Here is a 13,504-nt window from a genome sequence, read left to right as displayed (position 1 = left end):
TGTTTAGTGGAATTATGAAGCTATGTAATATACGCCGTTTTGGGGTGTTATAACCCCCAAAAGTGGTGTTCAATAAGCCGTTATTTTTCAAAAGTTGAGCTATGTGGAATCAAACTGATAATGGAGATACCATCGGAACGATAGGTTCTGAAATAGGTGAAATAATTAAGGATGAGGAGCATTCTAAAGGTGCCCGTCTAACTTTGGAAAAAGGTGGTGATATTGCGCCATATTCTATAACTAGTGGGGTGTATGGTTGCTTCTTTCATACAACTTACTTATCAACCCTCGAAGAGGGTGTAAGCGAGTTAGATGCTATGAAAGCTGAAATATCAGAGTTCTTTGATACTGAAACGACAGGTAATGAAGAGCATGATTGGATTGTGGCATTTGTTGGTAAGCATTGAAAACTAACAAACCCTTAAACCACAAAGGGCGCAAAACAGCAGGCTTGCGCTCCTTCGTCGCTAATTTTAGCCTGTATTTTGCGCTGGTTAAGCGAGGCGTTGCTCTTAAAGGATTGAGTTTTTCGATACGATTATGCGAAAAATAGAATTTCAGAGGCAATCAAGGAACTTTGTATCGCCCTGGGGATGTTAAAATTAGATTGCTACTTGTTAACAATTTAACGGGTAGTCTTAATCCTAGCCACTTCCCTGATAAGCTATTGCCTTTATGGTTGGATATTAAAAAAAACATGTCTAAACATGGCCCAATGACAAACTATGCAGGTAAAGCTGTTGGCGGTGCTGTTGCAAATATAATGAGGAAAAGTTGTAATTCTACAGGTGTAAAAATAGCTGAAAAGCTCTACGAATTACATGAGAAATTCCAGCAAGAGTACTGAGCAGTTAAAACATATCAGCCTTTACTCTATCAATAGGCGCTACTGTTCTTTTTGACCGTTTTTATAAATTGACGATCAATCCTAAATCAATAAACAAGTTCGTTTTCTTCGTCTGTCGATGCGGCTGTTAAGCAAGCAGCTTACGGCAAACACATATAAGAAGCGCGACAGAATAGCCCTTACGTTATTAGCACAGCATTTGCTTATTTGTCCTCCTGTGAGTAAATCACTTAAAACCATTTTGCACAAAGAGAAGTGAATGAGGGTGAATGAGGGTAAATGAGAAAACAAAAAGAATATTTTAATTTTCGGGCTAAGACCTAGTCACTTCCCTAGACCCTAGCAGCTTTAACTTCAACCTCTTAAGCGCAGCGCCTCTAAAACTCTTTGTGAATAATTCACAAAATTTTTTGCACAAAGAGAATGAGAAGTAAATGAGGATGAACGTGAAGGCTTAATATTGATATGTAAAACACGATGCATTAATAAAAGTAAGCCCTTATCACCTAAAATAAGCCACTTAAAGACCTGTGATACCTGCCAAAACGCCAATTAAAGCAACAGCAAATCCTCTTTTTATATTTTACGAAAAATTGAAGTAACTAATTGAATCAAAATAGGAACTCGGCTATGGTAAAGCATCAATAAAAATAAATTAAAAACGAGTTATTCTACAGGCTCGTTATGTGCCACTAGATAAATGAAATACCTGTTAATATTTTTAGTCAATTTTATAGCCTTAAGCGCATCGGTGATGAGACTGTTGTCAACTTGTATGTGGGGTTGTCCTAGTACAGGTGTGCAGTTGACGTTTAAAATATCCAGTGGCTTACTATTCACAAGCCAGATTCTTATTGCTGTATTATGGTTTACTAGCAAAAGCAGAGTTGGAAGAAATATAGATGATGAATAACCATTGCCCGGCACATAACAAGCCAATGTTGTACAGCCAGCCAGCAAGCTGGCTTGGGGAAATTAATCGCTGGCACTTAGTGCCAAAACACTCACAATTTCCCCAAATTGTAGAGTTATAACTACTCGCAAGTTCGGCTGTATTATCGATATCACGGAGAGATAAAATTAATAAACTCATCACAAAAGAACACAAACTATTATTGGTTCTGATTATATCAATGCTTTTTGCTGTTTTTATTGTTAAATGGGTAAAGGAAGATAGCCCCATTTATAGGCCGTTAATTCAAGATATGCGGTTGGTTGACTCTGTTAAAATTGCGGACGTACTAGAGCAAGAACGTATTTATTACTATGCCGATGTAAAAAATCATATGCTTTACGTCAACCAGGAACAATCCGAGTTAGCTCGAGTTTCACTTGCTAAAATTGGTATTGTTATTGAATACCCTAAAATTACTAAGCACACAGATCTGAATAAGGCTTACGACGAATTCATCAAACAAAAAAAGATGGATGAGGAAACGGGAGAAATATGGCAAAGACCATGGTTTTTTAGACTAATTAAGTTAGTTATGGGGGCGTTGGTAATTATTATTTTAATTCTTGCAGTAGTTCGTCCAGTACTAGCTTCAATAATTTATGACGAAGATGAAAAGTAGTAACTATAAGTTGCTTAAACGGAATAAAAACAGATGGCCATTGCTTCGCGATTATACCCAACAATTTTTATCTGCTTAGCAAGGTATATATGAGTAGAGTATGAGATTAACCTTTGGCACACTTTTACTGTTTTTTAGTATGAAGCTTTTGGCAGATGAGTCTCCAAGTTCAATTTTGGATTCATTATTGGATAACTGTACCACTACACAGTTAGTAAAATAATGCTGCTATCATCATAAAATTATTTTTGTTTCCATCATTCATTCTATAAAACTTTAACTAGTGCGCAGAGTTAAATAAGGGTGTTATAGTTTACTTTTGATTAATCGAGTTTTTAACAAGGATTGTTTTATAATGTATAAGCACCTATTTATATTCACTTTTATTTTTTTAGTTTCAGCGTGCCAATCGGTTCAAAGGGGAGGTGCTGTTCCTTTAGGTTCAAATGAAAAAATTAAACTAGATGTATTAAATATCGATTGGAATGATTGGAGTTTAGCTATAGGGGATCGAAGAATTGAAGGTTCAGGTTTTGTTATTACTAATTGGGTTAATACGTCGGATGATGTAGGGCTGCGTTATGGGGTTCTTGGCGTTATAGCATCTGATTTGTCTAATGAAAAGCACATGAAAGGCAGTTTAGAGTTCGACTTAAAAGAGAACTTTGATTTAGCGAGCACTTTGTTGAATTCGCTAAATAGCATTCAAATTTTAAAAGAATCAGTAAAGTCTATTCACTTAAATGAAAATCTTCATAAACAAGTTATAACACTTGAGCCATGGTGCGTCATTTTTACCGACGAAAAAAGCACAAGGTTTTTACCTCAGCTCAAAGCCGTCCTTAAGTCTAAAACAGGTAAAGTAATTTGGGAAGGCAACTATGGGCCAATGAATCCAAGTAAGCCTTTTATTTTAGGCAACTCGATGACTCACGACGATATTAAAACATTACAGACTCAATTAGATGTTGCCTATGAGGAGATTGCAAACCAGTTACTTGCAAATATTCAAGGCAAAGGAAGTTATGTCAGTAAAGAAGAAAGTGAAAAGTTCACTAACGATTTATTAAATAGCATAACCATTGAAATAGACGAAAGCCAATTTAACTAACTCACCTTGATTGTATTTAATCAGAAATATGCATCGCAAAAACCAATAAAGTCAGGTCTTTCTTTTTGACTTTCGCTCAAACAGCAAAAAATAAGACCTGATAATCATATAAAAAGCTCGTCGAGTATTTAGATACAGTTGTGTTGAACGATCTAGTCAAGCTAATCACTTTGGCGTTATCAGCAGCAACTTTTGCATCTTTTCCATCGGTTAACACCGCGATATTACCCTCGGTTGTAACAAATACATCCCGCAAACGCCCAGTTACCTCTGGTAAAACATGAGTCTGGGTAAGTTCACCATTCGCTAAATTAACGCTGTAGAGCTTTTTATCGACCAGCGTAGTGATTAGCACATGCTGTTGTAGTGAGGGAAAAGCTAAATGCTTTGAGCCATAATAAGCCATGCCAGAAGGGGCGATTGAGGGCGTCCAATCAACCGTTGGTTTAGCCATTCCAGGGTATTCTCTAAACGGTGAAATACGTGCTTGTGAGTAATCATCTCCGTTGGTGATCACCGGCCAGCCGTAATTGGTGCTTGGGGTTAAATAGTTTAGTTCGTCGCCGCCTGCGGGGCCGTGTTCGTGGCTAACAATTTGCTGTGTATCGTAATCATAAACCAAGCCTTGCAAGTTACGGTGCCCGAGTGAGTACACAGCATGAGCTGCAGGATTTTTGTGATTAATAAATGGGTTATCGTTTGGTATCGTGCCGTTTAAGTTTATGCGTAATGTTTTGCCAAGTTGACTGGTCATAACCTGTGCTTGCTCACGGTAGTCAAAGCCATCGCCACTTGAAAATAATAAGGTATTATCGGGTAGGACAAGGGCGCGGCCTGAGTAATGTTGTGGTGTGTCTTTATCAGTGGCAACTTTATAAATAATTTTTGGCGTTGAAAATTGCGCACCATCAAACGTAGCTTTGGCAATAACGAGCCTGTTTGCATCAAGCTCACCTTGAGCGTAAGTGAATATAATTTCTTTTGATTCACTGTAATTTGGCGAAAGCACTATATCGAGTAGGCCGCCTTGGCCTGCAACGTATAAGCCCTCGAAATCTAGTTTAACTCGGGTTTGTTGGTTGTTTTTAATGATAACAATATGACCATCACGTTCCGTGACTAACCAGGTATTGTTTGGGAGTTTAACCATGCTCCACGGTGAATTGAGTCCCGTTGCTAAGGTATCAGCAGTGTATTGCTGTTTTGGTAGCTCGGCACTGGCGTTACAAGAAAACGCTAAAAGCGAGAGTAGAGTAATACAACGTAGAGATTGTTTACCCTGCAAGCCTTTGCTACTGTAAGAAAAAAGTTTCATTTTAAGTTGAGATAACCATGTCGTTTTTAACACGTATACTCCCTTCATTTTTAGTTTCTTGGTTACTTACATTTACACTCGCTAGCTTGTTTCATAGTCAATACGTTGTCAATCAATTAGTTAATGTGGGTGTTGTGGTGGGCTTTAATGACCGTGTTAACTTAACCCTTGAAGATTGGCTCGGCATGCTACCGACCTATGGTGCTATTATTGCTATTGCACTTGCCATCGCGTTTTTGGTTACCTGGCTTATTGCTAAAAAAGTTAAAAAACAATGTGCGCAATTATTTGTAATTGCGGGTATTGTGGCGTTTGCTTCGGCTTTAATTGCTATCGAGTCAATTATGAATATCACTATTATAGCGGGCGCAAGAGGCTGGGGTTTTTATATGCAGCTGCTTGCAGGGGCTGTAGGGGGTTATGTTTTTGCTAAGTTGAGCAATGGTTGTCATAGTAAAAATGAATTCATCTAGTTTTACACAGAGATAATCATTAAGGTTTTTAATTATTCCTTAAGATTTAATGCACAGCGGATGCAAAGCTATAGAAATAACCAGAGGCCTCACCTTTGTAGCTTTTCAATTAATTGAGGCTTGAACTTGTTGGTTGGTATTGTCCTTGTTGCATAAAGTCTTCTAAAAACCATGCAGCAAACTCATGTCGGCCTTCTACATCGGCTTTGCTGTAAATATCGGACGCTTGTTGACGAACGGTTTTTTCTTTTGTGCTTCTTAGTTCGCTTATTTCTTTAAAGCTTAAGCCTTTAAGTAACAACATCGCGACTTCTTGCTCACTGCGGGTCAATGTCCACTGTGAAAATTGGGTTTGAATAACGCCGCTGTATTCATGGCGAGCATCCATCATTGCTTGTGATATATTCTTAAGTTCTTTTTTTGAATGCACTAATTCTTGTTTCAGCGCATTAATATTTGCTGTACGCGCACGAATGTCTCTAATTAAGTAAATAGCACAGGCTGCAGAGATAACTACGATCAAGCCTTCGGAAAAAATATGCCACTGCGGCACCCCTAAACGTATATCTGTTAGAACATCAAAAAATTCAACACCATTATTACCAACAATGTAGCCGCTATTAGCTTATCTCTCATTAAAACCTCTACTATCAATGCATTATAATTACAATGGACAAATGTACCATGCTGTAAATTAAGCTGTTTTTAGGAACGTTACGGCGTATGCCTGATGATTTAACAGCATAAAAGAGTCATGGTTGATTCTATAAAATTAATCAAATGTGAACAAACGAAATGCTGTTAAATTTTACAAAAAAATGCGTCATTTTTTGCGTATTCAATATACGTTATTTTTCTTCTTTACGGTGACTTTATTAACATTTAATCCTGTGTTTGCTTCGCAAAATTTAGCACCTGTAAGGCTTTCGTCACTCAGTGGTTTTGATGTTGAATTTGCGCCGATTCAAAAAACAGAGTTTATTAACGGGCAAAGTTTAATTGGTGAAGTCAATTTCAAACCTGGGGTCAATTATACGGTGCTGTTTGCGTTTGATGTACAGCAAGTTCGTTACTTATACGCTAACGGCAGCATGGTAGAAAAGGGCGCCACTATCGCAAGTGTTGAGGGCAGTGATGTACACCATTTTTTAGATGCCTATCAATCAGCAAAAGACATGCTTGCTATTGCTAAAAGCCATTACGACATAAACCAACAGCACTTAAAAAATAAAATAATAAGAAGCTCTGAATGGGTTGAAATCACAAAAAGCTATTTTGAAGCCAAACTAAATTTTGAACATATGCAACATCAAATGGCATTTTTAAACATTGATGATAATGAAAACGTAACCTTAGTGAGTCCAAAAACGGGCATTTTAAAACTCACCAATGAGTCGGGAAACCGTATGATGGGTGACACCGCGTTTGATATTATCGATGCAAGTAGTATTCGCGTTAAGATTAAAGTCCCTCTTAGTTTTACCAACACGTTAGCGCATTTTAAGCTGTCACACAGTTGCAGCTTAAATATTGAGAGCTATGACAGTATTGCAGATAAATACCATCAAATTGTGTGGGCGTCGCCAAGCTCAAATGAGTGCCAGCTGACACTGGGGCAAACCATCAAAGTCACGCTGGTAAATAAATTAACGGGCTTTAAAATAGCAAAGTCAGCGGTGTTTGAATTTGAAGATGTTAATTACATTGCTTTGAAGTCTGGCGATAACCTTGAGTTACTGCCGATTGAGCTCAAAGGTACACAAGGCAAAGACTATGTATTTACTGCTAACAAAAACCTAGATGATCAGCAGGTACTAATAAGCTCGGTAAGTGCGCTACAAGGCATGTTGCTTCACTTAGGGAGAGAGTAAATGTTAAACCAGCTTATTAAGTTTTCACTTACTCAGCGCTTGTTTATTAGTATTTTTGTTATTGTTGCTATGGCCATTGGCGCTAAATCTTGGTTAAGTATTCCGGTGGATGCTTTTCCAGAAATATCACCCACTCAAGTTAAAATAGTTTACAAATTACCTGGCATGAACGCCCTTGAAATAGAATCGCAAGTAACACGGGTGATTGAAACCGAATTACTGGGTATTCCGTCACAGCAAATGCTGCGCTCTACCACTAAGTATTCTATTACCGATATTACCATTGACTTTGAAGAGGGCACCGACATTTATTGGGCCCGTCAGCAAGTTAATGAGCGTTTATTAAATATTTTACCCACCTTGCCCAGTAATATTAGTGGCGGCATGGCGCCAATGAGCACGCCTTTGAGCGAGGTGTTCATGTTTACCATAGAAAGTACTCACTTATCGCTGATTGAAAAAAGAGAGCTTTTAGATTGGCAAATTCGTCCATTACTGCGCACTGTAACCGGCGTTGCTGATGTAAATAGCCTTGGCGGCTTTTCAAAAACCTATGAAATACTTCCCAATACTTTATTGATGCAACAGCATCAAGTCAGCTTTGATGAAATGAAGTTGGCAATCACGCAAACGAATCAAAACGGTGGCATAGGGCGCTTAGAAAAAGGCAACGACACCTTAATTCTGCGCACTGAGGGCAAATACACCGATATAACCGCCATTGAAAATACCGTGATTAAGTCCACTCAAAATAAGGTTATTCGGTTAAGTGATATTGCCACGGTACATGTTGGCAGTTTAACCCGTTATGGCGCAGTCACTAAAAACAGTGAAGAGGCGGTACAAGGGCTTATAATTGCGCTTAAAAATAGTAATACAGCGCAAGTTGTTGCAGATGTAAAAGATAAACTTCGCACTATTGAAGCGTCATTACCGCAAGGCACAAAAATTAATGTGTTTTACGACCGTTCTAACTTAATAAATACCGCAATTAGCACCATTACCAGCGCATTAGGCCAAGCGATTATTTTAGTGATAGTGCTACTTGCCTTGTTTTTAGGTGATATTCGCTCTTCATTGGTGGTGTCTTTGTCTTTACCTATGTCGGCATTGCTGACATTTATAATGATGAAGCAGTTTGATTTATCGGCTAATTTAATGAGTTTAGGCGGCTTAGTGATTGCCATTGGTATGCTGGTGGACTCATCGGTAGTTATTGTTGAAAACATAGTGAATCGGTTGGCTAACAATCAGCACCTCCCTCGGCTGCATGTTATTTATCGCGCCTGTAAAGAAGTCGCGGCGCCAGTGTTCTCAGGCACAATTATTATTATTATCGTGTTTTCACCGCTATTAATGTTAACAGGGTTAGAGGGCAAGTTATTTACCCCAGTGGCGCTCACTATCGTGTTTGCCATGCTAAGTGCGCTGTTGTTGTCGTTAACGGTTATTCCAATTTTAGCCTCATTGTTATTAAAAAATGAACCCGTAACCCAGCCTAAAATGGTCACGCTATTACAAGGTTTTTATACTAAAACACTTGCCCAAGCAATTAAAAAGCCGGTGGCTATTAGTGTTATATCAGTTGCTGTTTTAGTGCTCAGTGGGGTGTTATTTCAGGGGCTTGGTAAAAGCTTTATGCCCGTTTTAGATGAAGGCGACATTATTGTGCAACTGGAAAAATCGCCGAGTATTTCCTTGCAAGCCTCGCTGGATATCGATAAACAAATTGAAGCCACACTGCTAAAAAACACCCCAGAAATCGTACAAATTGTTGCCCGTACCGGCTCCGATGAACTCGGGCTTGATCCTATGGGGTTAAACGAAACCGATGTGTTTATGGAATTAGCGCCAAAAGATACGTGGCGTTTTGACTCCAAAGCGCTGCTAATCGAGGATATTCGACAAACACTTGCGCAATTTCCAGGGGTAAATATTGGCTTTACTCAGCCAATACAAATGCGGGTATCAGAAATGCTCACCGGTGGCACCGGTGATATTTCGATTAAAGTATTCGGTAATGACATTGCGACACTTGCCTCATTAGCCGAAAAAATCACGGCACTTGCCACTAATATTGACGGCGCAAGTGATGTGCAAATGGCGCTTATTGAAGGGGGTAAATACGTAAATATTAAACTTATTCCTGAGGTTGCTAGTCAGTTTGGTTTAACCACCGAAGGATTAAGCGATTATTTAAAGTTGCAATTAGAAGGCTTACAGGTATCGGCACTGCAAGAAGGAAACCGCGTGATCCCAATTGTGTTTAATGCACAAAAAGGTGAAAGCGCAGCACACTTTGAGTTATCGTCAATGAGCGCATTAAAACAAAAGTTAATTTTAATGCCCTACAACAGCCTACTGCCACTTGAAGAGGTTGCTAATATTAGCTTTAAAACGGGGCCATTGTTAATAGAGCGAGAAAAAGCAAAGCGCTTTGCTTCTGTAAGCGTTAATGTGGATAACCGCGATGTGGTTAGTTATGTGAATGAACTGGAAGCTAAAATTAATAGCAGCATAAAATTACCCAGTGGTTTTACCTTGTCGTTTGGTGGCGAATTTGAAAGCCAGCAACGTGCAACACAAAACTTGCTGGTGCTTATTCCGGTGGCATTAATACTGATTTTCATTATTTTATTTACCACGTTTAAATCGTTATCTAAATCAACGCTGATAATTGCTAATATTCCGTTTGCGTTAATGGGGGGAGTGATTGCCCTGTTTATTAGTAATGAATACCTCTCGGTGCCTGCGTCGGTTGGTTTTGTTGCTTTACTTGGCGTAGCGGTACTCAATGGTATTGTGATGATCAGCTACTTTGAGCAAATGAAAATGTTTTCTGCCAATGTAACGCAGCGCATTTTAGATGGTGCAAGCAGACGCCTTCGCCCAGTGTTAATGACAGCCACAACCGCAATGTTTGGTTTACTGCCACTGGTATTTGCCACCGGCCCTGGCGCTGAGATTCAAAAGCCATTGGCGATTGTGGTTATTGGCGGGTTAATTACCTCAACAATTACAACACTTTATTTATTACCTATCTTTTATGGTTGGTTGGAGAAAAAACATGGCTGAACAGTTACTTTTTACCCTAAATGTACCCACAAACATAAAAGATGACGTGGTTGATATATTAATTGGCATAGACTGCATTACCGGCTTTAACTTAAAAAACATTGAAGGCTACAGTAAAGAGCACAGTGAATTTGACATTGCCGAGCAAGTAGAAGGGCATCGCAGCTTTTATCAGTTTGAGGTGCATATATTATTACCTGAACTTGCCATAGTAAAAACGGCGTTAAGCCCTGTTTGTAAGTACACGCCGTTAAAATATTGGGTTACGCCTATAGTTGAAAGCGGGCACCTTAGATAGTGTAGTTAGAATTATAGGCTGCTGCTTCGAGCAGCCTCTTTTTATAACTAAATACAAAATAGTTAAAAAGAGGTCACAATATTGCTATAAGTTAATAAAGTCGAAGCCTGCTGCGATGCCCGTACCTAATTCACGTGAGAGCGTCACTTGCTGCATTGACCCTATAGTTGCGTAATAGCGTGTAACTATATGATTTTTTAATTTGGATTAGTTAAAGAGTAAATCGAAATACAAGGTTATTGAGTTGCTCTGCTATCGCTATATACACATCAAGTACTGACTCTATATTTTTTATATTTGCGGCTAAGGTCGTAATACCAGCTACTTAGTGTTGGATCTCTGAAACCAATGAACCTATTGTTTTGATGATTTTGTTTATTTTAGTCTGCCCTAATGGTGCTTTTTATCCGCAACCTCAGTATTATCACTTGTAGAGTTTGCACTATGCGCAACTTCTTCAATGGCTGCTGTAGGTTCATTAACCGCTGTAGCTATCTACTCAAGCTGATCTCTTTATTTGGGTGCAACTTGACTTCTTTAACAGAATCACTGCTAAAGTAAGTTGCCTATCTATGATATTGTTATTGAAGAGAATGTTAGGGAAGTTCCCTCAATATAAAACGGTTGCATAGTGTGGTGTCTGATGTGCATGTTTATTAGTGAAAATTGAACCTATAAGCTTGATTTATATGTGCAAGGTTTGCGGGGAGCGCATACTTTGTTTAGTAAAGTATTTATAAGATAGTTACCCAACAATCTATAAATATTAATTTTTATGGTTTCTATATGACAATTAAAAACGAGGATGTTATAAGATGAAATTAGTTACGACTATATGTTTTACTTTGACGATGTTATCAGGCTGTATCGTTGTACCAACTAAGGACATGTCAGCAGTCAATAAATGTGAAATATCTTCTGACCGTAAGACATTGAAAATAATTAATGGCTTTGAGGATACCAATACCTACTATTCAATTAGTGGGATATTATTAGTCCCTATTACAGGCGTTGTATCTGGCGCCTATGTAGCAATAAATAATATATATCATCTTGGCGAAGAAAAAATTGTTTGTGGAGCTGCTAAAGAGAGCACATAGCAGAGGCTATAATGCCAAAAGCTTGTTTAAGTGAGCCTGTAACAGGCTCTTCTTAACCGGTAATGTAAAACTTAAACCACTTGAATAATTTGATCTTGACTCAAACGTGATTTTGGCAGCTTAGCATTATAGTCGGTTTGTGTTTCGTGATAACCAATTACAAGTGCGACTTCACAAATATAACCATCTAACTCATCCGCAAAAAGTTCACTAATTAGCGCGCTATCTACGCCTTCCATTGGTGTTGAATCAATACCTAAGCGCGCAACAGCATGCATAGTATTACCAAGTGCAAGGTAAGTTTGTGTTTTGGTCCATGCGGCATTATTGCCAGATGCGTCAGTATTTAAGTCAACAAATGCGTATGCACCAAAGGCTTGCTCGCGATTTTCTGCTGGCGTACGACCATTGGCGATATCAGTGTCAATCACTTTTGCATAATCTTCTCTGGTGTATTTCGGGTTGTAAGCAAACAAAATAATGTGTGATGCAGTTTTAATATGCGGCTGATTAAATTGAAACTTGTTAGCGAAAGTATCATGCATACGTTGTTTTGCTTGCTCAGACTCAATAACAATGAATTTCCATGGCTGCGAATTAATTGATGACGGAGATAAACGCATGGCTTGATAGATCACAGCTAAATCTTCTGCCGATACACGTTTAGTTGCATCATATTTTTTTGCTGTGTAACGCGCTTCTAAGTCGGTAATAATCGGGTGTGTCATAATTGGTTCCTGTAGCGAATAGCTTTATTTAATCAAAGCCGTTGAATGAGGCAGATGATAGCGCTTGCATTACTTTTGATAAACAGCATAATTATTGAATCATTATCAAATATATTTAGATAATATGCAGATTGACGATTTAAAACTTATTTTAAAAGTTGCTGAATTTAAAAGTATTACCCTTGCAGCTGCAAAACTTGATATGCGTACAGCAACCGCCAGTGCTGCTATCAAACGGGTAGAATCAACATTAGGTGTAGACCTGTTTGTGCGTACAACACGTCACCTAAGGCTTTCTGCCGCAGGGGATCGCTATATCCCACAGTGTGAGCAAGCAATAGCGATACTTGAGCAAGCTCGGCAGAACCTAAAAGGCGAACATGATGAGATTGAAGGTGAGTTAAGGGTTGCATTATCTTCTGATCTTGGCCGTAATTTAGTGATCCCTTGGATTGATGAAATTATGGATAGTTACCCGAAGGTGAGCCTGCGCGCACATATTAGTGATAGTAACGTGGATTTCTACCGAGATTCGGTGGATATAGCATTGCGTTATGGCTCGCCAACTGATGCCAATGTTTACGGATTTAAAATTTGTAATATTCCACGTTTGTTATGCGCCACACCTGACTATATAAAACGCTATGGTGCGCCTATGCACCCAGATGATTTAGCACAGCATCAAGGGTTATTTTATCAACTGCAAGATATTATCAATAATGTTTGGGAATTCACCAATGGGCAAAAAAAATACAAAGTAAAAATGCAAGGCAAGCGTGCCTCAAATGATGGTGATTTAGTCAGGCGCTGGTGTGTTGCTGGCAAAGGGCTTGCCGTAAAATCGGCATTAGATATTGCTGATGATCTTCTTAACGATAGGGTGGTTACAGTGATGAATAATTACCAGCATACCTGTGGTGAGCTGTGGTTAATTTGTCCAAGCCGCCAATCAATAACGCCTGCAGTGCGTTTATTGCGTGATGTATGCAGAGAAAAAGCACGTACGATGATAAGCCAACTAATTGATAAAGGTATACTTGAACCTAGTGTTCTTGATGACTAATTACTTGAAATTATAAACTACTAACTCGCTTATGTTCGTAGCATAAGCG

The 13,504-nt window shown here is 38.7% G+C and carries 12 protein-coding genes and 1 pseudogene; 10 read left to right on the top strand and 3 right to left on the bottom strand.

What is annotated here, in order from left to right:
- The first annotated feature begins 101 nt into the window (after window positions 1-101).
- The 4 genes from P4S61_RS00920 (at window position 102) to P4S61_RS00905 (ending at window position 3,532) form a co-directional block, all read left to right on the top strand.
- Entirely contained in the window at window positions 102-407 is a 306-nt protein-coding gene (locus tag P4S61_RS00920) for a hypothetical protein (protein ID WP_145242229.1), read from the top strand.
- A gap of 170 nt (window positions 408-577) precedes the next feature.
- Window positions 578-847, top strand: coding sequence for a hypothetical protein (locus P4S61_RS00915; RefSeq protein WP_337117627.1), 270 nt, complete (start codon window positions 578-580; stop codon window positions 845-847).
- 1,133 nt (window positions 848-1,980) lie between these two features.
- Window positions 1,981-2,421, top strand: a complete 441-nt coding sequence (locus P4S61_RS22855; RefSeq protein ID WP_149982715.1) for a hypothetical protein — start codon at window positions 1,981-1,983, stop codon at window positions 2,419-2,421.
- Window positions 2,422-2,776: 355 nt separating this feature from the next.
- Complete coding sequence (locus P4S61_RS00905) at window positions 2,777-3,532, top strand: hypothetical protein (protein WP_182819966.1); 756 nt, start codon at window positions 2,777-2,779, stop codon at window positions 3,530-3,532.
- A gap of 76 nt (window positions 3,533-3,608) precedes the next feature.
- On the opposite strand, the gene P4S61_RS00900 is transcribed toward P4S61_RS00905, so the two are convergent.
- Window positions 3,609-4,880: a PQQ-dependent sugar dehydrogenase gene (locus P4S61_RS00900; RefSeq protein WP_337117626.1), complete on the bottom strand. Its 1,272-nt coding sequence runs from the start codon at window positions 4,878-4,880 to the stop codon at window positions 3,609-3,611.
- On the opposite strand from P4S61_RS00900, the gene P4S61_RS00895 reads away from it, so the two are divergent.
- Window positions 4,865-5,320, top strand: coding sequence for a hypothetical protein (locus tag P4S61_RS00895; RefSeq protein WP_182758634.1), 456 nt, complete (start codon window positions 4,865-4,867; stop codon window positions 5,318-5,320). The two genes, P4S61_RS00900 and P4S61_RS00895, sit on opposite strands and share 16 nt — an antisense overlap.
- A 109-nt stretch (window positions 5,321-5,429) precedes the next feature.
- Here the strand turns inward: P4S61_RS00895 and P4S61_RS00890 are convergent.
- A pseudogene (locus P4S61_RS00890) lies at window positions 5,430-5,956 on the bottom strand (helix-turn-helix transcriptional regulator).
- A 194-nt stretch (window positions 5,957-6,150) separates the two neighbouring features.
- Here P4S61_RS00890 and P4S61_RS00885 point away from each other — a divergent pair.
- The 4 genes from P4S61_RS00885 (at window position 6,151) to P4S61_RS00870 (ending at window position 11,664) form a co-directional block, all read left to right on the top strand.
- On the top strand, window positions 6,151-7,191 hold the full coding sequence (locus P4S61_RS00885; RefSeq protein ID WP_337117625.1) for a hypothetical protein: 1,041 nt from the start codon (window positions 6,151-6,153) through the stop codon (window positions 7,189-7,191).
- A complete protein-coding gene (locus tag P4S61_RS00880) occupies window positions 7,192-10,266 on the top strand; it encodes an efflux RND transporter permease subunit (protein WP_337117624.1) in 3,075 nt (1,024 codons plus the stop codon).
- On the top strand, window positions 10,259-10,564 hold the full coding sequence (locus P4S61_RS00875) for a DUF3240 family protein (protein WP_337117623.1): 306 nt from the start codon (window positions 10,259-10,261) through the stop codon (window positions 10,562-10,564). Before P4S61_RS00880 ends, P4S61_RS00875 begins: the two co-directional genes overlap by 8 nt.
- Before the next feature lie 815 nt (window positions 10,565-11,379).
- Window positions 11,380-11,664, top strand: coding sequence for a hypothetical protein (locus P4S61_RS00870; protein WP_145242251.1), 285 nt, complete (start codon window positions 11,380-11,382; stop codon window positions 11,662-11,664).
- A gap of 71 nt (window positions 11,665-11,735) precedes the next feature.
- Here P4S61_RS00870 and P4S61_RS00865 read toward each other — a convergent pair whose 3' ends face one another.
- Window positions 11,736-12,392 carry a nitroreductase family protein gene (locus tag P4S61_RS00865; RefSeq protein WP_145242253.1) on the bottom strand — a complete coding sequence of 219 codons (657 nt, stop codon included), beginning with the start codon at window positions 12,390-12,392 and terminating at the stop codon, window positions 11,736-11,738.
- Window positions 12,393-12,516: 124 nt separating this feature from the next.
- Here P4S61_RS00865 and P4S61_RS00860 point away from each other — a divergent pair, with 124 nt between their 5' ends.
- Window positions 12,517-13,455 carry a LysR family transcriptional regulator gene (locus tag P4S61_RS00860; RefSeq protein WP_145242290.1) on the top strand — a complete coding sequence of 313 codons (939 nt, stop codon included), beginning with the start codon at window positions 12,517-12,519 and terminating at the stop codon, window positions 13,453-13,455.
- Window positions 13,456-13,504 lie beyond the last annotated feature (49 nt).

This window comes from Pseudoalteromonas sp. B160 (assembly GCF_037162485.1).
GTDB classification, from domain to species: domain Bacteria; phylum Pseudomonadota; class Gammaproteobacteria; order Enterobacterales; family Alteromonadaceae; genus Pseudoalteromonas; species Pseudoalteromonas rhizosphaerae.
Note: the sequence above shows the minus strand (reverse complement) of the source record. Positions and strands in the feature narration are given on the sequence as shown.

Excerpts from the sequence above, each read along its gene's own strand:
- P4S61_RS00920 (WP_145242229.1), top strand. The coding sequence starts at position 102 with ATGTGGAATCAAACTGATAATGGAGATACCATCGGAACGATAGGTTCT.
- P4S61_RS22855 (WP_149982715.1), top strand. The coding sequence starts at position 1,981 with ATGCTTTTTGCTGTTTTTATTGTTAAATGGGTAAAGGAAGATAGCCCC.
- P4S61_RS00905 (WP_182819966.1), top strand. The coding sequence starts at position 2,777 with ATGTATAAGCACCTATTTATATTCACTTTTATTTTTTTAGTTTCAGCG.
- P4S61_RS00895 (WP_182758634.1), top strand. The coding sequence starts at position 4,865 with ATGTCGTTTTTAACACGTATACTCCCTTCATTTTTAGTTTCTTGGTTA.
- P4S61_RS00880 (WP_337117624.1), top strand. The coding sequence starts at position 7,192 with ATGTTAAACCAGCTTATTAAGTTTTCACTTACTCAGCGCTTGTTTATT.
- P4S61_RS00875 (WP_337117623.1), top strand. The coding sequence starts at position 10,259 with ATGGCTGAACAGTTACTTTTTACCCTAAATGTACCCACAAACATAAAA.
- P4S61_RS00870 (WP_145242251.1), top strand. The coding sequence starts at position 11,380 with ATGAAATTAGTTACGACTATATGTTTTACTTTGACGATGTTATCAGGC.
- P4S61_RS00865 (WP_145242253.1), bottom strand. The coding sequence starts at position 12,392 with ATGACACACCCGATTATTACCGACTTAGAAGCGCGTTACACAGCAAAA.
- P4S61_RS00860 (WP_145242290.1), top strand. The coding sequence starts at position 12,517 with ATGCAGATTGACGATTTAAAACTTATTTTAAAAGTTGCTGAATTTAAA.